Source organism: Sagittula sp. S175 (assembly GCF_049800975.1).
GTDB lineage: Bacteria > Pseudomonadota > Alphaproteobacteria > Rhodobacterales > Rhodobacteraceae > Sagittula.
Window position 1 is genome coordinate 16,544 of the sequence record NZ_JBNAGB010000008.1, and the last position, 25,853, is coordinate 42,396.

Below are 25,853 nucleotides of genomic sequence, written 5' to 3' on the forward strand. Positions count from 1 at the left end.
GACTCCTGGTTAACGCCGTGGTAAGGTTCGCTTGGGCGTTTTGCCTGCTTTCGGTCCGCATTACCGGGCTTGTTGGTATTGAGACTTCATTTTGGTGCCTTTGCGGGCCGGGACATTCTTGAAACGATATTTGGGAGGAGCGTGCCATGACACGTAGCCTGACTTTTACCCTTGCCGGGGCTTCGGACGTGATCGTCCAAGTGGAGGAGATCGACGTCGGCGGAGTGACCGCGCTGCAATTCACCCTGACGGCGCAGGACGGCACTCCGATCGACATGCGCGGGTTGTTCTGGAACATGGCGGGCAGCGACCTGCCCGATGGCTTGTCGGCCAGCGGCGCGGATGTGACCGGGCAGGCCTTTGACGAGGGCGCGGTGCGCGACCTTGGGCAGGGCGCGAACATGAACGGCAAGGGGCAGGCGCCCTATGATGCCGGTGTCCGCTTTGGCACGCCGGGCAAGAAGCACGACATGGTGACCGAGACGAGCTTTGTCCTGACCGCGGACGGTGACCTGTCGCTGGACATGATCGGGGGCATGGACTTTGGCCTGCGCACCACCAGCGTGGGCGGCAAGTCGGTGACGACCATCGGCTACGCGCCGGATGCGGTGGACGATGTGACGGTGACGGACGAGGACACGGTCCTCGCGGGCAACCTGCTGGACAACGATACGGACGGTGACGGCGACGTGCTGACCGTCACGGCGATCGAGGGCGGCGCGCTGGGCGCGGCCTTTGCGGTGGTGACGGATGGCGGACGGGTCGCGAGCGTGACGGTGAACGCCGATGGCAGCTACAGCGTCGACCCGATGGGCGGGTTCGAGGATCTGGGCGTCGGCGACAGCGATGGCTTCACCCTGACTTACGCGGTGAGCGACGGGGCGGGCGGCATGGACAGTGCCGAGTGGACCGTCGTGATCGAGGGAGTGAACGACGCGCCGGTGGCGGTCGACGATGCCGGTGTGACCGACGAGGACAGCGCGGTCACGGGCAATGTGCTGGCCAATGACACGGATGTGGACAGCGCCGTTCTGGTGGTCAGCGCGACGGCGGGCGGCGTGGGCGTGCCCTTTGCGGTGACGAGCGCCGGGGGCCGGACGGCAATGGTGACGATCAACGCGGATGGCAGCTACAGCGTCGATCCGGCAGGCGGGTTCGAGGATCTCGGGACCGGCGACAGTGACACCGTGTCGGTCGGCTATACGGTCGATGATGGCGCGGGCGGCACGGATACGGCGGTGCTGACGGTGACCATCAACGGCGTGAACGATGCGCCGGTGGCGATGGCGGACACGGTCTTCGTCGAGGCGGGCGACACGGCGATGCTGGACCTGCTGGCCAATGACAGCGACGTGGATTCGGCGCTGGACCCGGCGTCGGTGGCGCTGGGCGCGGCTGCGGCGGGGGCGGCCTCGGTCACTGGGGGCGTGATGACCTATGACGCCGATGCCATGGCGCCGGACAACGTCGATGACTCGGTGGCGGATGTCATGGTCTACACCGTGGCGGACAGCGAGGGGGCGACCAGCAACGCGGCCACCGTCACGGCCTATGTGATCGACCCGAGGATCGAGACCGCGACGGATACCGGCGCCGCGCCCAACGGGCAGAGCCTGAGCCTGACGGTGTCGACGGAGGACCGGACGTTCAACGACAGTTCCTTCCTGAGTGTCGGAATCGCGTCGGGGTCGGTCAGCCAGACGGTGAACCTGTCGTTTTTGCTGGATGGCTCCGGGTCGCTGACAGCGGCGGAATTTGCCGAGCAACTGGCGGCGGTGCAGAATGCCATCGACCAGCTGCGCGTGGATTACAGCGGGTCGGCGGCCCAGGTGAACGTGCAGCTGGTCCAGTTCTCGACCAATGCCGTGGGGGCGATTTACGACCTGTATGACACGGGGCTGGACGATGTGACCACGGGGACCTCGCCGCTGGCGAGCTTCCTTGGCGGCTGGACGAATTACGAGGCGGCCCTGCAGGAGGCGCTGACCTTCTTTGACGGGACGGAGGGGGAGGACAACTTCATGTTCTTTGCCTCGGACGGGCAGCCGACGCGTCCTGCGGGCGGCGGGCTGAACCCCTCGACCGCCTATCTGGACGAGCGCGACGCGCTGTGGGGCACCTATGGTGTGGAGATCACGGCGGTGGGCTTTGGTGGCGGTATCTCGACAGCGACGCTGGATACGCTGGACAACACCGGCGGGTCCGAGGTCGTCGGCACGGCGGCGGAGCTGGGCGATGTGTTCGGCGACAGCGCGATCTTCCCGGCAGACCTGCTGAGCTTTGCCGTGACGGTGAACGGGGTGGATACCGGTCTGGGCGTCGGTGACCTGACGGCGCTGGGCGGTGGCGACTACAGCTTTGACACGCAGTTGTTGGGGCTGGACCACTACCTTGGCGCGGCGACGATGGTCGAGGTCACGGCAGGCTTCGACACCGACAACGACGGTCTGGTCGACGAGACCCGCGTGGCAGCGACGGTGATCGAGGGCACGGACGGGTCGGACGTGCTGTTTGCCTGAGGTGGTTTGACGTGAAATGACGCCGCCGTCCGGGGAGGCCCGGGCGGCGGGTTGTGGTCCGGGGTGCGTGCGCTAACATCGGTCGGGAAACCGAGGGAGGCACGGCTATGGCAGATCACGTGAGATGGGGCATTCTGGGCGCGGCGAAGTTCGCGCGCGAGCATATGGGGCCTGCGCTGAACGCCGGGCGGCGGGGGCGGCTGGCGGCTTTGGCGACATCTTCGGCGGAGAAGGCCGCGCCGTTCGCGGCCTTGGCGCCGGGGTTGACGGTGCATCTGTCTTACGAAGACCTGCTGGCCGACCCGGAGGTGGATGCGGTCTATGTGCCCTTGCCCAACCACCTGCATGTGGACTGGGCGCTGAAGGCGCTGGAGGCGGGCAAGCATGTGCTGGTGGAGAAGCCTCTGGCCATGGAGGCAGCGGCCTTCGATCCGGTGATCGCGGCGCGGGATGCGCGCGGGCTGGTGGCAGCGGAGGCCTACATGGTGGTGCATCACCCGCAATGGGCCAAGGCCAAGGCGCTGTACGAGGCGGGGGCGATCGGGAAGCTGCGCCGGGTCTCGGTGGCGTTCTCCTATGACAATCGCGCCGATGGCGGGAATATCCGCAACCGGCCCGAGACGGGCGGCGGTGCGATCCCGGATATCGGGGTCTATGCCTATGGCACGGTGCGGTTTGTCACCGGCGAGGAGCCCGAGGCGATCCTGTCCACCGAGATCGAGCGCGAGAACGGCGTGGATGTGTGGTCGCATATCACCGCGCGCTTTCCGTCGTTCCATTACACCGGCGTGGTCAGCATGCGCATGGCACCGTTCCAGGAAGTGGTGTTCCACGGCGAGGGTGGCGTGATGCGGCTGGCAGCGCCGTTCAACGCGGGCGTCTATGGCGAGGCCTCGGTCGAGGTGCAGGGCGCGGACCTTGAGGTGCGGCGCTGGCGGTTCCCGGCCGCCAACCACTACGTGTTGCAGGTGGAGGCCTTCAACGCGGCGGTGCTGGATGGCGCGGCCTATTCCTGTCCGCTGGAGTTTTCGAAGGGGACGCAGGAGATGATCGACATGATCTGGGCGGCGGATCGGGGGTGAGACCCGTCCGTCATGCCCGGGCGGGGGGACGGGGCGAGGTGTCCTGACGCGGCGGTCTTCTCCTGCCGTGCGCGGCGGGGGGCGCTGCCCCCCCCCCCCCCCGACCCCCGGAGGTATTTGGACCAAGAAGAAGCAGGGGCCGGGCCGAGGCTGGGGGCGGTCTGGCCCCTGGTCTGGCCCTTGGTGTCCGGGCCCTGATCTGGCCCCTAGTCTAGGCCCTGGTCCGGGCCCCTGGTTCGGGCCCGGCCTTCGGAGGGCGATGGTTGCCGGGCCTCAGAGGTCGGCGATGGTGATGACGACCTTGCCAGTGCTCTTGCGGGTGCGGAGCATCTCGAGGCCCTTGTCGGCCTCTTCCAGCGGGTAGGTGTTCGAGACATGCGGTTTCAGCCGGCCCTCGGCGTGCCACTGCATGAGGGTGGCGAGTGAGCCGGTCAGAACCTCGGGGCGGAATTGCAGGTAGCCGCCCCAGTAAACCCCGAGAACCGAGAGGTTTTTCACCAGAAGGTGGTTGGATTTGACCTGCGGCACGTCGCCGGAGGCGAAGCCGATGGGGATCAGCCGGGCCTCGGGTTTGCAGGCGCGGAAGGCGGCCTCCCACTGTTCGCCGCCGACCGGGTCATAGACCACGTCGGCCCCGCCGAGGGCCTTTACCTCGGCGCGGATGTCCTGGGTGGTGGCGTCGATCAGGTGGTCGGCACCGGCGGCTTTGGCGGCTTCGAGCTTGTCCGCACCGCGGGCGCAGGCGATGACCGTCGCGCCCATGAGCTTGCCGATCTCGACGGCGGTCAGGCCCACGCCGCCCGCTGCCCCGAGCACCAGCAGCGTTTCCCCCGGTTGCATGCGCGCGCGGTGGTCCAGCGCGACGTGGCTGGTGCCATAGGCGATCTGGAAGGCGGCGGCGTCGGTCCAGGACATGCTGTCGGGCAGTTTGACAGCGCGGATGGCGTCGAAACAGCCGTAGTCGGCCAGTCCGCCCTGTCCGCCGAAGACCGCCACGCGGTCGCCGGGAGCGAAGCCTTCGACGCCATCTCCGAGCGAATCAACCACCCCTGCGACCTCCATTCCGAGCGTGAACGGGGTGGGGGGCGTGTCCTGGTAGGTGCCTTTTATCATCAACAGGTCGGCAAAATTCAGCCCACAGGTGGCGATTCGGACGCGAATCTCACCCTTACGTGGTGTCGGGACCGCCACATCCGATAAACTTGGACGGGAATCCGGGGTTGACATAACGTACGCTCGCATAGGTGCCTCCTATCCTTTTGCGCTCGCCCCAAATCCGATTGTGGCGAGCCTTCGGCGGATACAATGGCGCTCGTACAGCCACACATCAACAATCCCGCAATTTTTTCAACTTTGTGTTGAAACCTCCTTGCGTTTACCATTATTAGGCGGTTGCGTGTCTTGATTTTTGGGACCGTTTTGATGTAGCACATCAGGCCATACACGTGCAGGATGAGGCTGGGTTCGGGCGGTCACTAAAGATAACCGGGTCTCTCATCGGGTCACACCCCATAGAACAGGAAGACACTAAGATGGCGCATCCCGTTGACGTTCATGTTGGCAAACGTATCCGGCACCGTCGCTGGCTGGTCGGTATGACCCAGCAGCAGCTGGCCGAAAAGGTTGGGATCAAGTTCCAGCAGATCCAGAAGTACGAAACCGGTGCCAACCGCGTGAGCGCGTCCCGTCTGTGGGATATTGCCGATGCACTGGAAGTGCCGGTGTCCTTCTTCTTCGAAGGGATCGAGTCCGACAACGCAGAGGCGCAGTCCTCGGACAGCGTTCCGGCGGATATCCTGGGCGACAAGGAAGCGCTGGACCTGGTGCGGTCCTACTACGCCATCCCGGAAAACCAGCGCCGTCGCCTGTTCGAACTGGCGCGCGTTCTGTCCGACGTGGCTTGAGCCGACGCGGTCTTCGCGTTAGCCGGGTACGGACCGGCAACGCGGAGGCATGACGTTGGACATCAGTGATACCCTGGCCGAGGAATTGATCGGCACGGCACACGCACTTGCGGATGCGGCGAGGGCAGAAGTCCTGCCATTTTTCCGTCAGGCCGGGTTATCCGCCGAGAACAAGCTGGCGACCGGGTTCGACCCGGTCACCGCAGCGGATACGGCAGCAGAGCGCGCCATGCGCGCGGTTCTGGCAGAGCGCCGACCGGACGACGCCATCTTTGGCGAGGAATACGGCAAGAGCGACGGCACCAGCGGGCTGACCTGGGTGCTGGATCCGATCGACGGGACACGCGGTTTCCTGTCGGGCACGCCGACCTGGGGGGTGCTGATCGCCGCCTCGGACGAGACCGGACCAAGGTTCGGGATCATCGACCAACCCTATACTGGCGAACGGTTTATCGGCGGCTTTGGCCGGGCCGAATGGCATGGGCCGCGCGGTCAGGCGTCCTGCGTGACGCGCACCACCGCCGGGCTGGATGAGGCGATCCTGTTTACCACCTTCCCCGAAGTTGGGTCCGCGCAGGAGCGCGCCGGGTTCGAGGCCGTGCGCGACCGGGTGAAGCTGGTGCGCTATGGCATGGATTGTTACGCCTATGCGCTGCTGGCGGCGGGGCAGATCGATTTGGTGATCGAGGCGGGGCTGAACGCCTATGACATCCAGGCGCCCATCGCGGTGATCGAGGCGGCGGGCGGTATCGTGACCGACTGGCAGGGCGGGCCGGTGCATGGCGGCGGGCGCGCTGTGGCGGCGGCGAATGCGACGCTGCATGCGCAGGCTTTGGAGATCCTGAAGGGGTTCTGAGATGGGCGACACTCTGATCCGCAACGCGCGTTGCGTTTTGACGATGGACGATGGCGGCACGGAACTGGCCGGCGTCGATATCCGCGTCTCGGGCGGGGTCATCGCCGAGATCGGGCGGGGGCTGAGCGGCGGCGAGGTGATCGAGGCGTCGTCCTGTGTCGTGACACCCGGTCTTGTAAACACGCATCACCACCTGTACCAGACGCTGACCCGCGCGGTGCCGGGGGGGCAGGATGCGCTGCTGTTCGGCTGGCTCAAGACACTGTATCCCATCTGGGCGAAGTTCGGGCCGGAGGAGATGTTCACCTCGGCGCAGATCGGGCTGGCGGAGCTGGCGCTGTCAGGCTGTTCGCTGACCTCGGATCACCTGTACCTGTACCCGAACGGCGCGCGGCTGGACGACACCATCGCGGCGGCGCGCGAGGTGGGGTTGCGGTTCCATCCCACGCGCGGGGCTATGTCGATCGGTGAAAGCGCCGGGGGCCTGCCGCCGGACGCTCTGGTCGAGCGGGAGGCCGCCATTCTGGAGGACTGTATCCGCGTGATCGACGCGTTCCACGATGCGTCCGAAGGGGCCATGGTGCGCGTCGGCGTGGCGCCCTGTTCGCCGTTCTCGGTCAGCCGGGAGTTGATGCGTGATGCGGCGCTGCTGGCGCGAGATAAGGGCGTGATGCTGCACACCCATCTTGCCGAGAATGACGAGGATATTGCCTATTCCCAGGCGCAGTTCGGCTGTCGCCCGGGGCAATATGCCGAGGATCTGGGCTGGACCGGCGACGACGTCTGGCACGCCCATTGCGTGAAGCTGGACGGGGCGGAGATCGACCTGTTTGCGCGCTCGGGCACCGGCGTGGCGCATTGCCCGTGCTCGAATTGTCGGCTTGGCTCGGGCATTGCGCCGGTGCGGGCGATGCGCGATGCGGGGGTGAAGGTGGGCTTGGGCGTCGATGGGTCGGCGTCCAATGACGCGGCGAGCCTGATCGGCGAGGCGCGGCAGACGATGCTGTTGCAGCGGGTGTCGCTGGGGGCCGATGCCATGAGCGCGCGCGAGGCGCTGCGCATTGCAACGCGCGGCGGGGCCGAGGTGCTGGGGCGGCACGATTGCGGGCAGATCGCCGTGGGCAAGCGGGCGGATATCGCGCTGTGGGACGTCTCGGGCGTCGAGAGCGCGGGCAGCTGGGATGTGGCTGCGCTGGTGCTGGCAGGGCCAACCCGCGTGCGGCACCTCCTTGTCGAGGGACGACAGGTGGTGCGCGACGGCCATTTGGTGACTTTTAACCTTGATGCCGCTATCCTGAAGCAGAATGAATTGGCACGAAAACTCGCCTGAGGCGATGCGGGTGTCGGAGGGATTGGTTTGAGGATTTTTGTTGGTTGTTTGTTGGCGGTGATGGCCGTGTCGTCCATGGCCGAGGCGCAGCCGGTGCGGCAGATGCTGAACGGCTTGCGGGCGGAGCAGGGGCTGGGGCCGGTGACGCCCTCGCCGCGTCTGGAAGAGGCGGCCAAGCGTCATGCGATGGACATGGCGCGGCGCGGGTTCTTTGACCACGAGGGCTCGGACGGCAGCGACGTGATGCAGCGGGCGCGCTCGCAGGGCTATATCGCCTGCGCGATTGCTGAGAATATCGCCAAGGGACAGAAGACGCTGACCGAGGTGCTGGGGGATTGGGCGCAGTCTCCGGGGCATCGGCGCAACATGCTGAACGCCGAGGTGACGGATTACGGGCTGGTGCGCGCGCCCGGGGATATCTGGGTGCTGGTGCTGGGCAAGGACGGCTGCTGAGGCTTATTGGTTTTATTGTTTCAACGGCTTGCCCGCGACCCATGTCTGTCGGATCACCCGGTCGTCGCCCATCATGATGGTGGGAAAAAGCGCCTCCCAGATGTCATCCGCGCGGGCGCTGCGCTGCGCGATGGCGGGGGTGGAGGCGAGGTCGAGCGCGATGAAATCGGCGGCAGAACCGGGGGCGAGGCGACCTATGGTCTGGTCCCTCAGGGTGTTCGCTGAGCCTTCGGTGGCAAGCCAGAGCAGTTCCGACGGGTGTAGCGGGCGGCCTCGAAGCTGGCCGATCTCGTAGGCGGCGGCCATGCTGCGGAGCATGGAAAAGGACGACCCGCCGCCGGTGTCGGTGGCAAGGCCGATGGTCTGGCCCTCGGCCATGAGGCCCTCCATGTCGAACAGCCCCGAGCCGATGAAGGTGTTCGAGGTCGGGCAATGCACCAGACCCGCGCCATGTTCGCGCAGACGGTCGCGCTCGCGCGCCTCAAGGTGGATGGCGTGGCCGTAAAGGCCGTTTTGCCCCAGAAGGCCGTGCGTCTCGTAGGTGTCGAGGTAGTCGCGCGCCTGCGGGTACAGGGATTTGACCCAGGCGATTTCCTCTGTCTGTTCAGACAGATGGGTCTGCATCAGGCAGTCTGGATGCTCGGCCCAAAGCTGGCCGAGGGCGGTCAGTTGCGCGGGTGTCGAAGTGGGCGAGAAGCGCGGCGTGATGACGTAGGAGGCGCGGCCCTGACCGTGCCATTTCGCCAACAGCGCCTTGCTGTCGTCATAGGCCGATTGCGCGGTGTCGCGCAGGGTGTCGGGGGCGTTGCGGTCCATGCAGGTCTTGCCGGCGAAGACGCGCATGTTGCGAGCGCTGGCCGCGTCGAACAGCGCATCGACCGAGGCCGGGTGGATGGTGCAGAAGCTGCACACGGTCGTCGTGCCATGGGCCAGCAGCAGGTCGAGGTAACGGTCGGCGATGGCGCGCGCGTAGACGGGATCGTGGAAACGGCTTTCCTCCGGGAAGGTGTAGGTGTTCAGCCAGTCGATCAGGCGCTTGCCCCAGCTGGCGATGATTCCGGTCTGCGGATAATGCGCATGGGCGTCGACGAAGCCCGGCTGCAGGAGGGCGTTCCCGTGGTCGTGGAACGCGGCGTTGGGGTGGGCGGCCTTGAGTGCCGCGGCCTCTCCGACGGCAGTGATCGTGCCGTTTTCGACCAGGATCGCGCCTGAAGAGACGTGTTTCGCGGCGGACTCGCCCTCAAAGAACGGATTTCCGTCAAAAAGGACCAGCTGGCCAAGGTGCAGGTCTGCGGTCATTTCAGTCTCCTTTCCGCACAGCGTATTGCTGCGACAGCAAAAGGACAATCTGCCCTGTTTCTCATCGGTCGCATGCCCTAGATTGCCCGACAAGAAACGCGGAGGGCAGGACATGGCTGACACCAGCGAAGCACCCGTCAAGGACGAGGCGCGGGACGAGGGCTATGCCCTTGACCGCAAGGAAGTAGCGCAGATCCTTTACGCGGTGGACCGCGAGGACCGCGAACAGCTGATCGCGCTGATGGAGCCGCTACACGCGGCGGACATCGCCGACCTTCTGGAACAGGTGAACACTTTTGACCGGATGCGGCTGATCCGCCTCTACGGTCAGGAGTTCGACGGGGACATCCTGTCGGAACTGGACGAGACGCTACGCGAGGAAGTCATCGGCATCCTGTCGCCGCAGGTTCTGGCCGAGGCCGTGCGCGAACTGGATTCGGACGACGTTGTCGACCTGATCGAGGATCTCGACGAGGAACAGCAGGGCGCGATTCTGGGGGCTCTGCCCGAGAGCGAACGTCTGGCGGTGCAGCAGTCGCTAACCTATCCGGAGTTCTCGGCCGGTCGTCTGATGCAGCGCGAGGTCGTCATGGCGCCCGAGCACTGGAGCGTCGGCGAGGCCATCGACTTCATGCGTTCGGCCGAGAACCTGCCGGAGCAGTTCTATCATTTCGTGCTGGTGGACCCGAAACTGCGCCCGGTGGCGAATGTCACGCTGGGGCGGATCATGTCGTCGCGGCGGGACGTGACGCTGAAATCCATTGCCGAGGAGTCGTTTCACACCATTCCGGTGGACGAATACGAGGGCGAGGTGGCCTATGCCTTCAACCAGTATCACCTGATTTCGGCCCCGGTGGTGGACGAGAACGGGCGGCTGGTGGGCGTCATCACCATCGACGACGCCATGGCCGTACTGGACGAGGAAAACGAGGAAGACATCCTGCGCCTCGCCGGTGTGGACGGGGAATCGCGCCTGTCGGACAAGGTGGTCGACACGGTAAAGCGGCGCATCCCGTGGCTGGCGGTGAACCTTGTCACGGCGGTGATGGCCTCGCTGGTGATCGCGCAGTTCGAGGAGGCCATTGCCACAGTGGTGGCGCTGGCGGTGTTGATGCCCATCGTGGCGTCGATGGGCGGGAACGCAGGGACGCAATCGCTGACGGTGGCCGTGCGGGCGCTGGCGACGAAGGACCTTACGGGGGCGAACCTGTGGCGGGTCATCCGCCGTGAGGGGATCGTGGGACTGGTGAACGGCGTGGCCTTTGCGGTGGTCATGGGCATTGTCGGGATCATCTGGTTCGGCTCTCCGGCGTTGGGCGGGGTGATCGCCACGGCGATGGTCATCAACCTCGTGGTTGCAGGGCTGGCGGGGATCATCATCCCCGTGGTGCTGGACAAGGTGGGGGTGGACCCGGCCTTGGCCTCGGGGGCCTTCGTGACGACGGTGACGGATGTGGTGGGTTTCTTTGCCTTTCTCGGGCTGGCCGTGGTGGTGCTGCTATGACATTGGAAGAACGCAAGGCCGCTGCGCGCAAGGCGGCGTTTATTGCACGGAAACGGGCGTATGAGGCGCGATTGCCCGGTCAGGCGGGCAGATTGAGCGAGGTTTTGGCAGGTTACCGGGGCGTCCCGGTTTCCGGCTACATGGCGATAAGGACGGAGATCGATCCGTTGGCCGCCATGGCCGAGGCGGCGGCCTACGGGCCGGTCGGCGTGCCGGTGATCGAGGCAGCGGGGAAACCCTTGTCGTTCGCCGTCTGGGAACCCGATTGCGAGATGATCGAGGGGACGTTTGGTGCATGGATTCCGGCGTCTGGTGAACGGATGGAGCCTGAGTTGCTGATCGTGCCGCTGGTGGCGTTTTCGCGCGGGGGTGGACGGCTGGGTTATGGCGGCGGGTTCTACGACCGGACCCTGGAGTTGCTCAGGGCGAAACGGCCGACGCTGGCGATCGGCTTTGCCTTTGGCGCGCAGGAGATGGACGATCTGCCGCTGGAAGAGACCGACCAGCCGCTGGACCTGATCGTCACCGAGGACGAAGTCATCACGCCAAAGCGCTGAGACGCGGCCACTTGACGATAGGGCCGCCGATGCCGCACCGTCCGCGCAGTCTAGGGGAGTGGATCGTGAAATCGAACTGGATCAACGCCTTGGTCGGGCTGGCCTTGCTCGGTGGCTGTGCGACCCTGAGCAAGGAGGAGTGCCTGTCCGGCAACTGGCGCGAGATCGGCGTGCGCGACGGGCAGGCGGGGCGGACGGCGGATTTCGTCGCCAAGCACGCCAAGGCCTGCGAGAAGTCGGGCGTGGCACCGGATATCACGCTGTGGGAGCGGGGGCGGCAGCAGGGCTTACCTGTCTACTGCACGCCGCAGCGGGCCTATAGCGAAGGTCGGGACGGGCGGTCGCTGTCTCCGGTCTGTCCGGCGGCGGATCTGGTGACCTTGCAGGCGGCGCATGACAAGGGCCGGACGTATTATCGTCTGAGCTCGGACATCGACGATCTCGAGAGCGACGTGAGCGACCTGGAAAGCGAGATCACGGGCGAGAAGAGCGCCGAGCGGCGCGCGACATTGTTGTTGCGTTTGAACATGTTGCAAGCGCGCATCCGCATGAAGGAGGCGGAGCGCATCCCGTATTCCTCGCTGTGACCGGGGCGCGTTGAAAGCGCGCCATCGGTCAGGTTCGAGAGAAGCGCTCAGAGGTCGCGCCAGCCGTCCTGCCAAAGGCGGGCTCGCGCTCAGAGAGCGCGCCAACCAATGTCGCGGCGGCAGAAGCCTTCGGGCCAGTCCACGGCGTCGACCATGGAGTAGGCGCGGTCGCGGGCCTCTTGCAGGGTTGCGCCGCGTGCGGTGGCGGCGAGGACGCGACCGCCTGTGGCGGTGATCTTGCCGTCTTTCTCGGTGGTGCCCGCGTGGAACATCACGTGGAAGCTGTCCTCGGGCAGCTTGTCCAGCCCCTTGATTTCCGAGCCTTTCACGTAGTCGCCCGGGTAGCCATCGGCGGCAAGGACTACGGTGAGGGCGTGATCGTCGGCCCAGTTGACCTGGGCTTGGTCCAGCCGCCCCTCGGCGCAGGCCTGCACAAGGTCGAGCGCCTGCGCGCCGAGGCGCAGCATGAGGACCTGGCATTCCGGGTCGCCGAAACGGGCGTTGTATTCCACGAGGCGGGGCTGGCCGTTCTCGATCATCAGGCCGACGAAAAGGACGCCCTGATAGGGGGTGCCGCGCTTGACCATTTCGGCCATGCAGGGGCGGACGATTTCATCGAGCGCTTTTTGCGTGACGGCGTCGGTCATGACGGGGGCGGGCGAGTAGGCGCCCATGCCGCCGGTGTTCGGGCCGGTGTCGCCGTCGCCGACGCGCTTGTGGTCCTGCGCGGTGCCCAAGGGCAGGCAGGTGTCGCCGTCGACGAGGACGAAGAAGGAGGCCTCTTCACCTGTCATGAATTCCTCGATGACGACTTCGGCCCCGGCGCCCCCGAAGGCCCCGCCGAACATGTCATCCACGGCGGCGCAGGCCTCGTCGATGGTTTCGGCGATGATGACGCCCTTGCCGCCGGCGAGACCATCAGCCTTGACCACCACGGGGGCGGCTCCTGCACGGATATGGGCTTTTGCGGCATCAGCATCGGTGAAATGGCCATAGGCGGCGGTCGGCGCGTTGCAGGCGTCGCAGATTTCTTTGGTGAAGGATTTCGAGGCTTCCAGCCGGGCGGCGGCGGCGGAGGGGCCAAAGACGCTGAGGCCCGCCTCGCGCAGGCGATCGGCGACACCGGCGGCCAGCGGTGCCTCGGGGCCGACGACGACGAAGTCGATGGCGTTTTCCGAGGCGAATTCGGCCACGGCACCGCCGTCGAGGATGTCGAGCGAGGCGCATTCGGCGATCTGCGCGATCCCGGCGTTGCCGGGTGCGACGATCAGCTTGTCGCATTTCGGGTTTTGCAGGGCGGCCCAGGCGAGGGCGTGTTCGCGGCCACCGCTGCCGAGGATGAGGATGTTCATGGGCGTGCTCCTTGCGTGCGTGGCGCATTGGGGGCGCTGCCCCCAAACCCCCGGAGGTATTTGGACCAAGAAGAAGCAGGGGGCGCTTTCGGTTCGTCGAGGGACGCTTTAAGGTCAGGGCGAGGCAAGGGCAAGGTTTGGCTGATGGACTTGATTGACGAGGACGGGTCAGAAGGCGGGGCAGAGGCGGGAAACACGCCGGAGTTCTCGGTTTCCGAACTGTCGGGCGCTGTGAAGCGCGCCATCGAGGGCGGATTCGGTCATGTGCGGGTGCGTGGTGAGGTCGGGCGCGTGTCGCGGCCACGGTCCGGGCATGTGTACCTTGACCTGAAGGATGATCGCGCGGTGATCGCGGGGATCATGTGGAAGGGCGTCGCGTCGAAGCTGGCGACGCAGCCCGAGGAGGGGATGGAGGTGGTCGCGACGGGGCGGCTGACAACCTTCCCGGGGCAGTCGAAGTACCAGATCGTCATCGAGGATATGGTTCCGGCGGGCGCTGGCGCGCTGATGGCCATGCTGGAAAAGCGCAAGGCGATGCTGGCGGCGGAGGGGCTGTTTGACCCGTCACGCAAGCGGCCCTTGCCGTTTCTGCCCGAAATCATCGGCGTTGTGACCTCGCCGTCGGGCGCGGTGATCCGGGACATTCTGCATCGGCTCCGGGACCGGTTCCCGCGCAAGGTGCTGATCTGGCCAGTTGCGGTGCAAGGCGCCAATTGCGCGCCCGAGGTGGCGCGGGCGATCGAGGGGTTCAATCGGCTGACGCCGGGCGGCGCGCTGCCGCGCCCGGACCTGTTGATCGTGGCACGGGGCGGCGGGTCGGTCGAGGATCTGTGGGGCTTCAACGAGGAGATCGTGGCGCGGGCGGCGGCGGCGTCCGAGATCCCGCTGATCTCGGCTGTGGGGCATGAGACGGATACGACGCTGATCGACTTTGTCTCGGACCAGCGGGCACCGACGCCGACGGCCGCGGCGGAGCTGGCGGTGCCGGTGCGGATGGAGCTTGCGGCACAGAACCGGGACTATGGTGCACGAATGGCGCGGGCCATGGGGCTGCGGCTGGAGCATCGCGGCCAGCGGTTGCGCGACCTCGGGCGGGCCTTGCCGCGCGCGGAGACGTTGTTGGATGGACCGCGGCAGCGGCTGGACACGCTGGGGGACCGGCTGCCTGCCGGGTTGAACCGGGCGGTGGCGGCGCAGCGGCTGCGGCTTTCGGAGACGGCGGGTTCGCTGCGGCCGGGCATCCTGCGGCGAATGCTGGAGGTCGAGCGCAAACGATTGGCGGATCGGGCGCAGCGTCTGACCTTGCGCGGTGTGGAGCGCGAGATTGTCCAAGGGCGCGAGAGGCTTGCTCAGTTGGGCAAGCGTATGGGCGACGTGCAGGGCGCGCGTCTGGCCGATGCGCGCACGCGGGCCGAGGCGCTGGGGCGCCTGAACGAGACGCTTGGCTATCGCGCGACGCTGAAGCGTGGCTACGCCGTGGTGCGCGGGGACGGGCAGGTCGTGACGACCGCCGGGGCGGCGCAAAGTGCGACGTCGCTGGAAATAGAGTTCGCGGATGGCGTCATGGCCGTTGGTGGTGGCGGCCCGGTCACGCCCGCCAAACCGGAAAAACCTGCTGCAAAGGCAAAGGCGAAAACGCCGCCTCCGGAGCAGGGGAGCCTGTTCTGAACCCGGACGGTTCGGAATTCGCCAGAAAACAGAATGACCTAGAGGAAAGCCCCTCATGAAATGAGAGGCTTTCTTTTTGTTCTGCGCTCGCATAGGCTTTGCTGCAATAGCTGCATCTGCCAGGGAGGGGAGCCTGTGGCCGACAAGGAAAAACCGTTGCTGATCAAGCGTTACGCCAGCCGACGGCTGTATAATACCGAGACTTCCGACTACGTGACGTTGGAAGACATCGCGGGGTTCATCCGCGATGGGCGCGACGTTCAGATCGTCGATCTGAAATCGGGCGACGACCTGACGCGGCAGTACCTCCTGCAAATCGTGGCGGAGCATGAGAGCAAGGGTGAATCTGTCCTTCCGATCAATGTCTTGACCGATCTTGTGCGGAGTTACACGACGCAGGCGACCAGCACGGTTCCGGCCTTTCTGGCGCAGACCTTCGAGATGTTTCGCGAGGGGCAGACGAAGTGGATGGAGAACATGGGCAACATGAACCCGTCAATGGCGAAGGGCTTAGAGGCGATGCAGGCGCAGCAGGAAGCGTTCCTGAAGGCGATGACCGGCGGTGCGCCGCTGGGGTCCACCGGGCCTGCGCCGGAGCCGAAGTCGGGGGGCGAGGACCTTGACGATATCAAGAAACAGCTGGCGGATTTGCAGTCCAAGCTGTCCAAGATGGGAAAATAAGGCCTGAAAACAGGCATTCGATGTATGAAGGGCGTGCCTCGCGGCGCGCCCTTTGCGTGTTTGGGGGTCAGGTGCCGTAGGCGCGATGTTCGCCCATTACCGCCTCGGCAGACTGGATGAGCACCGCCGCCACGGCGTCGCATTCGGCCAGCGTCAGGCGCGCGGGCAGGCGCGTGTCGCAGGCACACATGAGCATGGCGCGCGTTTGGGGAAGGTCGGGCATCTCTGGCAGGAACTGCCAGTTCCAGTAGGCGCGGGCGTTGTCGGTGGTCAGGCCGAAGACCTGCACCTTTACACCCGCCTGCTCCGCGATATCGACGAAGGCGCGGACCTGCGCCTCGTCCATGCCATCGAGGTTGAACTGCAGCGAATCCGGTGCGCGTTCCTCGGGGGCCAGTTTCTCGGGCACCCAGATCCAGGGAGAGGCGTTGATCTGCGCTGCGACGTGGTCATGGTTGCGGCGCCCATCGGTCACACGACGCGCGATTTCGGGTATTTGAGGACGGATCACCGCAGCGGAGAGGTTCGACATGCGCAGATTGTAGAGCGGAAGCTTGTTCTGCCAGCGTTGGAAGGCCTGTTCGAGCTCGGCGCCGTTGTCGCCGGGGCGCAGGTGCTTGCGCCACATGTGTTCATAGGCGCCGGACAGGATCACCGCGCGCGCCACGATGTCGGCGTCATCGGTGATGAGGATGCCGCCTTCGCCCGCGTTGAGCAGTTTGTAGGACTGGAATGAGAAGCAGCCGATCTTGCCCAAAGTGCCGATTTTGCGACCATTCCACGTGGTGCCAAGGCTGTGCGCGGCGTCCTCGATCACGGGAATCCCCCGTGTGTCGCAGAGCGCCATGATGGCGTCCATATCGGAAGTATGGCCGCGCATGTGGCTGACGATGACCGCCGAAACGGTGTCGAGCTTGGCCTCGAAGTCCTTGAGATCGATACGGTAATTTGGCCCGCATTCGCACAGGACCGGCACGAGGTCGGCATGAACGATCGAGGACGGCACGGCGGCAAAGGTGAACCCCGGGATCATGACGCGAGCATCGCGCGGCAGACCAAGCGCCTTCAGCGACAGAAACAACGCAGCGGAGCATGAGGAGACGGCGAGCGCGTATTTCACACCCATCTCGGCGGCGAATTCACGCTCCAGCAGCGCGACGGGCGCGTCCTCGGGGGCGGTGTAACGGAACAGGTCGCCGGTTTGCAGCAGGCGGTCGATCTCGGCGCGGGCCGCTGCGGGGATCGGTTCTGCGTCATGCATGTTGGGGAGCATGGTTTTCAAAATCCTTAAGGTCCGTTTCCGAAAATGTAAAATAAGCTGTTGAGCAAGGCAAATGCGAAATACGTCGCAGGCGATGCATGCCGGCCCCTGTGGCTGGGGCGAAACATGAAAAGACGGCGATCAGCGCGCGGTCAGAGGCCCAGCCGGTCGCGCATGGCGAACCATGTCATGGCCAGCACCAGCAAAGGCGAGCGCAGGGCCGCGCCGCCGGGAAAGGTGGGTGTCGGCAATCCGGCGAAGAGATCGAATCCTGCGGACTGGCCGCGGACAGCTTCGGCAAGCAACTGGCCCGCCTGCACCGCATTCCCGACGCCGTGCCCGGAATATCCCGAGGCGGACAAGACGTTCGGCGACAGGCGCGCCAGGTGCGGCAGGCGCTTCATGGTGATGGCGAGGGTGCCGCCCCATGCGTGGGTCAGCGGGGCGTCCGCAAGATGCGGGAAGATCTGGGACAGGGGTTTGCGCACCGTGGCGCGGATGTCCCTGGGGAAACGGTAGCCGTAGGATTCACCACCGCCAAAAAGCAGACGCTTGTCGGCGGACAGGCGGAAGTAGTTCACAACGAAAAGGTCGTCGGCAACGGCCACATCGCGTGTCAGCACGCGGGCGGCGTCCTCCCCGAGCGGCTCTGTCGCGACGATGAAATTGTTGATCGGCATGACCTTCGCCGCTACCTCAGTGTTCAGGCTGCCAAGGTATCCGCCGGTGGCAAGGATCAGGTGATCTGCATTGATCTGCCCTGTTTCCGTGACGACCGTCACTTTTGCACCTTCTTCAACGCGGGAAACGACCGAGTTTTCGAAAATCCGGGCGCCCGCTACAGAGGCCGCCCGTGCCAGTCCCTGCGCGAGTTTCAGAGGATGAAGATGGGCTGCCCCCATGTCGAGAATGCCCCCGACATAGGCTGCCGATGGGCAGAGCGTCTGAAACGCCTCCCGCCCAAGGGCCTCGATTTCGTAGCTATAACGATCCCCCAAATGGCCCGCAAACCGGTGCATCCAGTCCGCCGATCCCTGAGAGGTGGCGGCACATGCCACGCCGGGTCGCAGATCGCAGTCGATGGCGTGCTTCGCGCAAAGCGATTTCACCAGCGCCTTGGCGTCCTCGCCCAGATCCCAAAGAGCGCGTGCACGGTCTTCTCCGACCATCCCCTCAAGCGTCAATTGGTCCTGCCGCTGACCGGACCCAAGCTGCCCGCCATTGCGTCCCGAGGCCCCGAAGCCCACGCGATGTGCCTCGACCAAAGCCACGTCGACGCCGGCCTCCGCCAGATGCAGCGCAGCGGACAGCCCGGTGTAGCCACCGCCGACGACAACGACGTCCGCCTTTATGCTTCCCTGTACAGACGGAAACGGGGCCAGACCCGGCGCGGTCTCAGCATACCAGCTGGAAGGGTATTCACCACGGCGATCATTGGAAAACAGCAGGTTCAAGGCGTCACGTGCTCCTTCATCTTGATGAAAATACCGCGGGGTTTGGGGCAGCGCCCCAACGGGGGTCTGGGGGCGAAGCCCCCGGAAGTGAGAGGGCGCGCATCGCGCGCGCCGATGGGTCAGGCCGCTCAGACGTTGAGCAGCAGGTGCTCGCGCTCCCAGGGCGAGATCACCTGGAGGAACTCCTCGTATTCCGCCCGCTTCACGATCTTGTAGACGCGGCAGAAGTCCTCGCCCAGAACCTGGTGCAATTCATGGGCTTCCTCGAAAAGGTCCAGCGCCGAGCCCAGCACCTGCGGGAAGTCGCCGTCGCCTTCGTAGGCATCGCCCTTGAATTCCTCGGAAGGTTCCAGCCCGGCAACCAACCCGAGGTAGCCGCAGGCGAGCGATGCCGCGATCCCGAGGTAAGGATTGCAATCCATGCCCGCCACGCGGTTTTCGATCCGGCGGCTTTCGCTTGATGCCAGCGGCACGCGGATGCCCGTGGTGCGGTTGTCGCGGCCCCATTCCAAGTTGATGGGGGCGGCGTGGTCCTTCACGTAACGGCGATAACTGTTCACGTAGGGCGCCATGACGGCGATGGCCGCAGGCATGTGCCGCTGCAAACCGCCGATGAAATGGCGGAAGGCCGGGGTTTCCTCGCCATCCGGGCCAGAGAACAGGTTCTTGCCGGTCTTTGCATCCAGAACCGAGTGGTGGATGTGCATGGCAGAGCCGGGTTCGTCTGCGATGGGCTTGGCCATGAAGGTGGCAAAGCAGTCGTGGCGCAGCGCCGCCTCGCGGATCAGGCGTTTGAAATAGAAGACCTCGTCCGCCAGCCGCACCGGCGAGCCGTGGCGGAGGTTGATCTCGAGCTGACCGGCGCCGCCTTCCTGCGTGATGCCGTCGATTTCGAAGCCCTGCGCCTCGGCAAAGTCGTAGATGTCGTCGATCACCGGGCCGAATTCGTCCACGGCGGTCATGGAATAGGCCTGACGCGCTGCGGCGGGGCGGCCGGAGCGACCCATCATCGGCTTGATGTCCTGCGCGGGGTCGGTGTTGCGCCCGACGAGGAAGAATTCCATTTCCGGGGCCACAACGGGCTGCCAGCCGCGGTCGCGGTACAGTTGCACGACGCGGCGCAGCACGTTGCGCGGGCTGTAGGGGATCGGTTCGCCGTGGCGGTCATAGGCGTCGTGGATGACCTGAAGCGTCCAGTCCCCCGTCCAAGGCGCAGCGGTGGCGGTGGACAGATCGGGCTTCAGGATCATGTCGCGCTCGATGAAGCCGTCTTCTCCCGCCGCTTCGCCCCATTCGCCGGTGATCGTCTGGTAGAAGATCGAGTCCGGCAGATGAAAATAAGACTGCTTGGCGAATTTCGACGCGGGAACCGCCTTGCCGCGCGCGATGCCGGGGAGGTCGGGGATGATACATTCCACCTCGTCCAGACGGCGCTGGGACAGGTAGGCCTGCGCGGCCTCGGGGATTTGTTGCATGAAATCGGTCATGAGATGCTCCTCTCGCGGAAGAAGCGCGCGAACAGCGCGGCCACGTCTCCGCTGTCGAGTGGGGTGCCGAGCTTGGCCGAGGCCTCTGCCAGCCGGTCGTCGGGGACGACACCGGGGCCACGGGTCTCGATCAGGGCACGCGTATAGGCGTCGCCGAACTCGGGGTGGGGTTGCACGCTGAGCGCGTGTCCGGGGTAGTACAGCGCCGCGTGGGCGCAGAAATCGTTATGCGCGATGGTCTGAGCGCCCTCGGGGGGCGTGATGACCTGATCCTGGTGATAGGCGTGGATCACCTTGTCGCCAGTCAGGCCGGGGCCGTCGAAGTGGTAGACCTTGGGTCCGATGGACCAGCCGCCCGCGAATTTCTCGACATGGCCGCCAAGCGCCTGCGCGATGGCCTGATGGCCAAAGCAGACGCCGACCAAGGGACGGCCCGCGGCATAGATGTCGCGGATGAACTGCATGAGTGGCTGCATCCAGGGGTGATCCTCGTAGACGCCGTGCCGCGAGCCGGTGATGAGCCAGCCGTCGGCGTCCTCAACAGAATCGGGAAAGACGCCGTCCACCACCGACCAGCTTTGGAAGTCGAAGCCATGCGGGGACAGCAGGCGGACGAAGAAATCCGGGTATTCGCCGAACTGGTCTACCAGGTCAGCGGGAACGGGGCCGGTTTGCAGGATGCCGATTTTCATGGGGTTTCCGAAGCGTTCGGGCCAAAGGTAGGTGCGGCCCCGAAGGGCCGCAAGGGGGCGTTTGTGTGCCCCTTGTTACACGGTGTCGAGGTAGATATCGACCCGTTCGCTTTCCGTCAGATCCTCCATGTCGCGGCTTTCCTGCCGCTTCATCATCACGAGGTTGCGGATCATCTCGCGCGGGAAGATGCGTGGCATGACGGTCGACTTCTCGAAGGCGTCGATGGCTGTGTCCCAGTCGCGCGGAATCGTCGGCAGGTCCTGTGCATAGGCGTTGCCGGTGATGGCGGGGGGCGGCATCTCGCCGTCCTCGATGCCAACGAGGGCCGCGCCGAGGATGGCCGCCAGCGCGAGGTAGGGGTTCACGTCGCCGCCCGACAGCCGGTGTTCGATGCGCCGCGCCGCAGGGCTGCCCGAGGGCACGCGGATCGCCACGGTGCGGTTCTCGTGCGCCCAGCAGATCGCACCGGGGGCATGGGCGCCGGGCACGAAGCGTTCGTAGCTGTTGAGGTGCGGCGCGTAGATCAGCGTCGAATCGTAGAGCGACTTCATGCAGCCCGCGATGGCGTGGTGCAGCAGGGTCGTGCCTTCGGGACCGCCGTTGTCGAAGACGTTCTGCCCGTCGCGGTCGAGCACGCTGAAGTGCGCGTGCATCCCGGAACCGGCGTAGTCCTCGTAGGGCTTGGCCATGAAGGAGGCGGCAAAGCCGTGCTTGCGGGCCAGACCCTTGACCAGTTGCTTGAACAGCCAGGCATCGTCGGCGGCCTTCAGGGCGTCATCCTGATGCAGGAGGTTGACCTCGAACTGGCCCAGCCCCGCCTCGGAGATCATTGTGTCGGCGGGAATGTCCATCGCCTCGCAGTGATCGTAGAGGTCGGTAAAGAAGCTGTCGAAGGCGTCCAGCGCGCGGATCGACAGGACCTCGGCCATGTCGCGCCGCTTGCCCGATCGTGGCGAGACCGGCACGCGCAGCGACCGACCGGAATCGTCGATGAGGTAGAATTCCAGCTCGACCGCGCAGACCGGGGTCAGCCCGCGTGCCTCGTAGCGTTGCAGCACGTAGTTCAGTGCGTGGCGCGGGTCGCCGTCATAGGGCCGCCCGTCCTCGTGGTACATCCATAGCGGGATGAGGGCCGATGGCGCGTCGAGCCATGGCATTGGAACAAAGCCGCGTTCGGTCGGGAACAGCGTTGCATCGCGGTCGCCACTTTCGAACACCAGCGGGCTGTTGTCGATGTCCTCGCCCCAGATGTCGACCGAGAGGGCCGAATAGGGGAAACGGGTTCCGTCCGACAGAAGCTTGATCGCGGAGGGGATGGGCATCCGTTTGCCACGGGCGACGCCGTTCAGGTCACAGGCAGCGGCGCGGATGGTACGGATGTGGGGGTGCTCATGCAGCCATTCGGCGCTGGGGGCGGGCATGTTGGCCTCGTTATCTTTTTTTGATCAAATTCAGATAACGAGGTTCCGGCGGGTTTGGCAAGGCCCGTGCGCTCAGTTCATCACCGTTAGAATGGCGGCTGCCAAAATATCCAGCGGAAACATCACGGCGCCGATCAGGATCAACAGGATCTGCCGCCGCCGCGGCTTGGTGAGCGCCCGGGAGACGCTCGTGGATGCGAGGCTTTGATATGTTGCGGCGATGAGGCCCAGCCTGGCCGCGAAAAACAGGACCACGGTCAGTAACATCATAATCGTAAACCAGAAAGTCAGCATCGTTGGCGGCATGTCTGCCGTAGGGTAAAGTTACCAACATGACGTCTTCGTGCAATATGTGGGTTTTCACATGCCGGTGCTGCGGGCGCGGGTCCCTCAGCGCAGAAGGTTGGGGCGCAGGCGCAATCTGGATCGGTTGGCCTGCGGCAAATGCCGGTTCAGCCGTTTGTTCACCACGCCGAAAACCCCGATGATGCACAGCGTCACGAGGATGAAATATCCCGCGAGGATCGGGTAGGGCACGAAGGGGTTGAAGGTCTTGTCGGCGAAGTAATTGGCGTAATACAGCGCGTCGCCCTGCTGCTGGCGTGCCGGAAAGCCCGAGAAATACACCAGCGTCGTGGCGTGAAAGAGAAAGATCGCCTCGTTGGTGTAGGCGGGCCAGGCGAGGCGCAGCATGGTGGGCCAAGTGATCTTGCGAAAGCGCGGCCAGCCGGAGAAGCCGTAGGCGTCCGCAGCCTCCATGTCGCCCTTGGGGACCGACAGAAGTGCGCCGTGGAAGATCTCTCCGGAATAGGCGGCGGTGTTCAGGAACAGCACGATCAGCGCGCCGAGCCAGGCCGCCGACAGGCTATCGAACACTGGCGACACGGATTTCAGCGAGAGAAAGGCGAAATAGGCAAAGAAGAACTGGATGAAAAGCGGCGAGCCGCGGAAGATGAAGATGAACCACTCGGCGGGCTTGCGCAGCCAGCGGGAGGGCGAGGCCTTTCCGAGCGCCACGGCGGTGGCTAGGAAAAACCCGAAGGTCAGCGCAAGCACGCCAAAGTAGACGTTCCAGATCATGCCCGACCCGATCAGGGTGACCTGCTGGCACAGGGTGAAATCATCGCGCGGCAGCAACCGCTCGCCAATGCCAACGGAGCGCAGGGCGTACATCTGGACGGTGTCCCAGCAGCTCATGTCGCCTTCCTTTGCGCTTCGCCACCCATGGTGGCCTGCCCGCGCGTCAGTCGTGCCATGAGGCGGTTCAGCACCTTCTCCGACACCCATGTGAATGCGAGGTAGAACACCAGCAGGGCAAGGAAGTACCACATGCGCCAGTCGCCGTGCGGATAGTCGGTAAAGCGCGCGGTCTTGGACCCGCCCAGTTCGCGCGCCCAGTAGACTATGTCCTCGACCCCGAGCAGGAACAGCAGCGGCGTGGCCTTGATAAGCACCATCCACAGGTTCGACAGGCCGGGCAGGGCGTAGACCCACATCTGCGGCACGAGGATGCGCCAGAAGGTCTGGCGGGGGCTCATGCCGTAGGCCTCGGCGGTTTCCAGTTGTGCGTGCGGCACGGCCTTCATCGCGCCGTACAGGACGTTCGCGGCAAAGGCGCCAAAGACGATGGCAAAGGTGATGACGGCGAGGCTGAAGCCATAGACCTCGTGTACCCATTGCGCGGCATTGCCCAGCGGCAGTTTCGCGGCCGCACAGACGACGAAGTCATTGCCCTGCCGGATCGGCTGATCCCAGTCGGGGCATTTCACCTCGTGCCGGATCCATTCAAAGAACTGGTCCAGCGCGATGACGAAAAAGAGGAAGAACGCGATGTCCGGCACGCCGCGGACGATGGCGATGTAGCCGCGCCCCAGCCATGACAGCGGCAGGATGCGCGACCGCGCCGCCATGGCGGCGGAAAAACCGAATCCCAGGGCGACAGGGGCGGTGATGGCCAGCAGCAGCAGGACGGTGCCGAAGGAAGTATAGAACGCCATGTGCTTGCCCGTGGTGAGGTAGCACAAAAGCCAGCTGAGACCCGAGAGGGTCGAAGGATCGGCGCAGCTGAGAATGGTCGTTCTCCGGTGGGGGCACCCCGGCGTTTAGCCGGGGCGCAGAGTGTTTGACTCAGAACTTCGGGCTGTCCGCGCCGAGATGCTCGACGATCAGCGCGTTCAGGGTGCCGTCGTCCTTCATGGACTGGATGGCGGCGTCGAACTTGCCGCGCAGCTCGGGGTCGCTTTCACGGAAGGCCATGCCGATGCCGCCGCCCAGCGGCACGTCGTCGCCGACGAATACGATCTCGCCCGCCGATTCCTCGACCACGGGGATCAGGTAGTCCTTGTCCGAGAGGACCGCGTCGGCCTCGCCGCTCTTGACCGCTGCGACGGTTTCATCCGGCGTCGGGAATTCCAGCAGCGTCGCGCCTTCCATGGTGGTGACATGGGCCGCCTGAATGGTGCCGGTCTGCGCCGCGATCACGCCGCCCGCAAGGTCAACGTCCGCCGACATGGCGGCAAAGGCAGAGGGCGACGGCGGGGTGTAGTTCTGGGTGAAATCAACGACTTCGTCACGCTCGGGCGTGATGGACATGCCCGCGATGATGGCGTCGTAGTTGCCCGACACCAGGTTCGGAATGATCGAATCCCAGTCGTTGGTGACCCACTCGCAGGTCAGCTCGGCGCGCTTGCACAGCTCGTCGCCCAGAACACGTTCAAAGCCGTCGACCTCGCCTGCGTCGTTGATGAAGTTGTACGGAGGGTAGGCGCCCTCGGTGCCCAGACGGACGACCGAGTGGCTCTCGGCCATGGCGGCACCGGCCATCATCGCCAGCGCGGCGGTTCCGATCAGAATGTTTTTCATGTCATTGCTCCCTTGGGTTTGGGCCAGGTGGCCCGGGTCGGGCGGTCTGATGCCGCCTCAGGCGTGAACGGTCGACTTCAGGAAGCCCTGAAGCCGTTCCGATTTCGGGTTGCCGAACAGGTCGCCCGGCGCGCCCTGTTCTTCGATCAGGCCCTGATGCAGAAAGACGACGTGGTCGCTGACATCATGGGCCATCTTCATGTCGTGGGTGACGATAATCATGGTGCGGCCTTCTTCGGCGAGGGCCTTGATAACCTTGACGACTTCCTGTTCCAGCTCGGGGTCGAGCGCGGAGGTCGGTTCGTCGAAAAGCAGCGCCTCTGGCTCCATGCACAGGGCGCGGGCGATGGCGGCGCGCTGCTGCTGGCCGCCGGAGAGCTGCGCCGGGTAGACGTCGCATTTGTCACCGATGCCCACTTTGTCGAGGTAGGCGCGGGCGGCCTGCTCGACCTCGGCGCGGTCGCGTTTGAGGACGGTCAGCGGGGCCTCCATGACGTTCTGCAGGATCGTCATATGCGCCCACAGGTTGAACTGCTGAAACACCATGGAGAGGTTCGTGCGGATGCGCAGCACCTGTTTCGCGTCGGCAGGGCGGCGGTGGTGGCCCGTGCCCTTCCAGCTGACGGGTTCGCCCTTGAACAGGATCTCGCCCTTCTGGCTGTCCTCGAGCAGGTTGCAGCAGCGCAGCAGCGTGGATTTGCCGGAGCCGGACGACCCGATGAGCGAGATCACATGGCCCTTGGGCGCAGAGATATCGACACCTTTCAGCACCTCCAGACGGCCATAGGCCTTGTGAAGGTCGCGGATTTCGATGACGGGCGTGTCGGACAAGGGGCCCCCGGAATGGTTAGATTTTGGGCATGAAACGCCCAATCCTTGACGG

24 protein-coding genes are annotated in these 25,853 nt (G+C 65.2%); 11 read left to right on the plus strand and 13 right to left on the minus strand.

Annotated features, from left to right (window positions below):
- Window positions 1-146: 146 nt before the first annotated feature.
- A complete protein-coding gene (locus ACP16H_RS11785) occupies window positions 147-2,519 on the plus strand; it encodes an Ig-like domain-containing protein (protein ID WP_425072493.1) in 2,373 nt (790 codons plus the stop codon).
- 107 nt (window positions 2,520-2,626) lie between these two features.
- A complete protein-coding gene (locus ACP16H_RS11790; protein WP_425072494.1) occupies window positions 2,627-3,601 on the plus strand; it encodes a Gfo/Idh/MocA family protein in 975 nt (324 codons plus the stop codon).
- A gap of 273 nt (window positions 3,602-3,874) precedes the next feature.
- On the opposite strand, the gene ACP16H_RS11795 is transcribed toward ACP16H_RS11790, so the two are convergent.
- On the minus strand, window positions 3,875-4,843 hold the full coding sequence (locus ACP16H_RS11795) for an NADPH:quinone oxidoreductase family protein (RefSeq protein WP_425072495.1): 969 nt from the start codon (window positions 4,841-4,843) through the stop codon (window positions 3,875-3,877).
- A 290-nt stretch (window positions 4,844-5,133) separates the two neighbouring features.
- Here ACP16H_RS11795 and ACP16H_RS11800 point away from each other — a divergent pair, with 290 nt between their 5' ends.
- From ACP16H_RS11800 to ACP16H_RS11815, 4 genes are read left to right on the plus strand one after another with little or no spacing between them, the layout of a single operon-like run.
- On the plus strand, window positions 5,134-5,505 hold the full coding sequence (locus ACP16H_RS11800; protein ID WP_425072496.1) for a helix-turn-helix domain-containing protein: 372 nt from the start codon (window positions 5,134-5,136) through the stop codon (window positions 5,503-5,505).
- Between the two features lie 49 nt (window positions 5,506-5,554).
- A complete protein-coding gene (gene hisN, locus ACP16H_RS11805) occupies window positions 5,555-6,361 on the plus strand; it encodes a histidinol-phosphatase (protein ID WP_425072497.1) in 807 nt (268 codons plus the stop codon).
- 1 nt (window position 6,362) lies between these two features.
- Window positions 6,363-7,691, plus strand: coding sequence for an 8-oxoguanine deaminase (locus ACP16H_RS11810; RefSeq protein ID WP_425072498.1), 1,329 nt, complete (start codon window positions 6,363-6,365; stop codon window positions 7,689-7,691).
- Window positions 7,692-7,751: 60 nt separating this feature from the next.
- Window positions 7,752-8,144 (plus strand): CAP domain-containing protein, encoded by a 393-nt coding sequence (locus tag ACP16H_RS11815; protein WP_425072499.1) that lies wholly within the window; start codon window positions 7,752-7,754, stop codon window positions 8,142-8,144.
- 12 nt (window positions 8,145-8,156) lie between these two features.
- Here the strand turns inward: ACP16H_RS11815 and guaD are convergent, their stop codons facing one another.
- Window positions 8,157-9,443: a guanine deaminase gene (gene guaD, locus ACP16H_RS11820; protein ID WP_425072500.1), complete on the minus strand. Its 1,287-nt coding sequence runs from the start codon at window positions 9,441-9,443 to the stop codon at window positions 8,157-8,159.
- 112 nt (window positions 9,444-9,555) lie between these two features.
- Between guaD and mgtE the strand changes: the two genes are divergently transcribed.
- The 3 genes from mgtE to ACP16H_RS11835 all read left to right on the plus strand — a co-directional run bounded on the left by mgtE (window position 9,556) and on the right by ACP16H_RS11835 (window position 12,091).
- A complete protein-coding gene (gene mgtE / locus ACP16H_RS11825; RefSeq protein ID WP_425072501.1) occupies window positions 9,556-10,947 on the plus strand; it encodes a magnesium transporter in 1,392 nt (463 codons plus the stop codon).
- Window positions 10,944-11,504 carry a 5-formyltetrahydrofolate cyclo-ligase gene (locus tag ACP16H_RS11830; protein ID WP_425072502.1) on the plus strand — a complete coding sequence of 187 codons (561 nt, stop codon included), beginning with the start codon at window positions 10,944-10,946 and terminating at the stop codon, window positions 11,502-11,504. The genes mgtE and ACP16H_RS11830 overlap by 4 nt, the downstream gene beginning before the upstream one ends.
- A 65-nt stretch (window positions 11,505-11,569) precedes the next feature.
- Window positions 11,570-12,091, plus strand: a complete 522-nt coding sequence (locus ACP16H_RS11835) for a DUF2799 domain-containing protein (RefSeq protein ID WP_425072503.1) — start codon at window positions 11,570-11,572, stop codon at window positions 12,089-12,091.
- An 89-nt stretch (window positions 12,092-12,180) separates the two neighbouring features.
- Here the strand turns inward: ACP16H_RS11835 and purD are convergent, their stop codons facing one another.
- Window positions 12,181-13,443, minus strand: a complete 1,263-nt coding sequence (gene purD / locus ACP16H_RS11840; RefSeq protein WP_425072504.1) for a phosphoribosylamine--glycine ligase — start codon at window positions 13,441-13,443, stop codon at window positions 12,181-12,183.
- A gap of 144 nt (window positions 13,444-13,587) precedes the next feature.
- Here purD and xseA point away from each other — a divergent pair, with 144 nt between their 5' ends.
- Both xseA and phaR read left to right on the plus strand, forming a co-directional pair.
- A complete protein-coding gene (gene xseA, locus ACP16H_RS11845; RefSeq protein WP_425072505.1) occupies window positions 13,588-15,111 on the plus strand; it encodes an exodeoxyribonuclease VII large subunit in 1,524 nt (507 codons plus the stop codon).
- Window positions 15,112-15,246: 135 nt separating this feature from the next.
- Window positions 15,247-15,792 carry a polyhydroxyalkanoate synthesis repressor PhaR gene (phaR, locus tag ACP16H_RS11850; protein ID WP_425072506.1) on the plus strand — a complete coding sequence of 182 codons (546 nt, stop codon included), beginning with the start codon at window positions 15,247-15,249 and terminating at the stop codon, window positions 15,790-15,792.
- Window positions 15,793-15,859: 67 nt separating this feature from the next.
- On the opposite strand, the gene ACP16H_RS11855 is transcribed toward phaR, so the two are convergent.
- The 10 genes from ACP16H_RS11855 to ACP16H_RS11900 all read right to left on the minus strand — a co-directional run bounded on the left by ACP16H_RS11855 (window position 15,860) and on the right by ACP16H_RS11900 (window position 25,801).
- A complete protein-coding gene (locus ACP16H_RS11855; RefSeq protein ID WP_425072507.1) occupies window positions 15,860-17,065 on the minus strand; it encodes a DegT/DnrJ/EryC1/StrS family aminotransferase in 1,206 nt (401 codons plus the stop codon).
- A gap of 140 nt (window positions 17,066-17,205) precedes the next feature.
- Complete coding sequence (locus ACP16H_RS11860) at window positions 17,206-18,507, minus strand: NAD(P)/FAD-dependent oxidoreductase (RefSeq protein ID WP_425072508.1); 1,302 nt, start codon at window positions 18,505-18,507, stop codon at window positions 17,206-17,208.
- A 128-nt stretch (window positions 18,508-18,635) separates the two neighbouring features.
- Entirely contained in the window at window positions 18,636-19,994 is a 1,359-nt protein-coding gene (locus tag ACP16H_RS11865) for a glutamine synthetase family protein (RefSeq protein WP_425072509.1), read from the minus strand.
- Window positions 19,991-20,686: a type 1 glutamine amidotransferase gene (locus ACP16H_RS11870; RefSeq protein ID WP_425072510.1), complete on the minus strand. Its 696-nt coding sequence runs from the start codon at window positions 20,684-20,686 to the stop codon at window positions 19,991-19,993. Before ACP16H_RS11870 ends, ACP16H_RS11865 begins: the two co-directional genes overlap by 4 nt.
- Window positions 20,687-20,761: 75 nt before the next feature.
- Window positions 20,762-22,108 (minus strand): glutamine synthetase family protein, encoded by a 1,347-nt coding sequence (locus ACP16H_RS11875; protein ID WP_425072511.1) that lies wholly within the window; start codon window positions 22,106-22,108, stop codon window positions 20,762-20,764.
- Between the two features lie 72 nt (window positions 22,109-22,180).
- Complete coding sequence (locus tag ACP16H_RS11880) at window positions 22,181-22,402, minus strand: hypothetical protein (RefSeq protein WP_425072512.1); 222 nt, start codon at window positions 22,400-22,402, stop codon at window positions 22,181-22,183.
- Between the two features lie 96 nt (window positions 22,403-22,498).
- Window positions 22,499-23,305, minus strand: coding sequence for an ABC transporter permease (locus ACP16H_RS11885; RefSeq protein ID WP_425072513.1), 807 nt, complete (start codon window positions 23,303-23,305; stop codon window positions 22,499-22,501).
- Window positions 23,302-24,105 carry an ABC transporter permease gene (locus ACP16H_RS11890; protein WP_425072514.1) on the minus strand — a complete coding sequence of 268 codons (804 nt, stop codon included), beginning with the start codon at window positions 24,103-24,105 and terminating at the stop codon, window positions 23,302-23,304. The genes ACP16H_RS11885 and ACP16H_RS11890 overlap by 4 nt, the downstream gene beginning before the upstream one ends.
- Window positions 24,106-24,235: 130 nt before the next feature.
- A complete protein-coding gene (locus tag ACP16H_RS11895; protein ID WP_425072515.1) occupies window positions 24,236-24,970 on the minus strand; it encodes a transporter substrate-binding domain-containing protein in 735 nt (244 codons plus the stop codon).
- A 57-nt stretch (window positions 24,971-25,027) separates the two neighbouring features.
- A complete protein-coding gene (locus ACP16H_RS11900; protein ID WP_425072516.1) occupies window positions 25,028-25,801 on the minus strand; it encodes an ABC transporter ATP-binding protein in 774 nt (257 codons plus the stop codon).
- Window positions 25,802-25,853 lie beyond the last annotated feature (52 nt).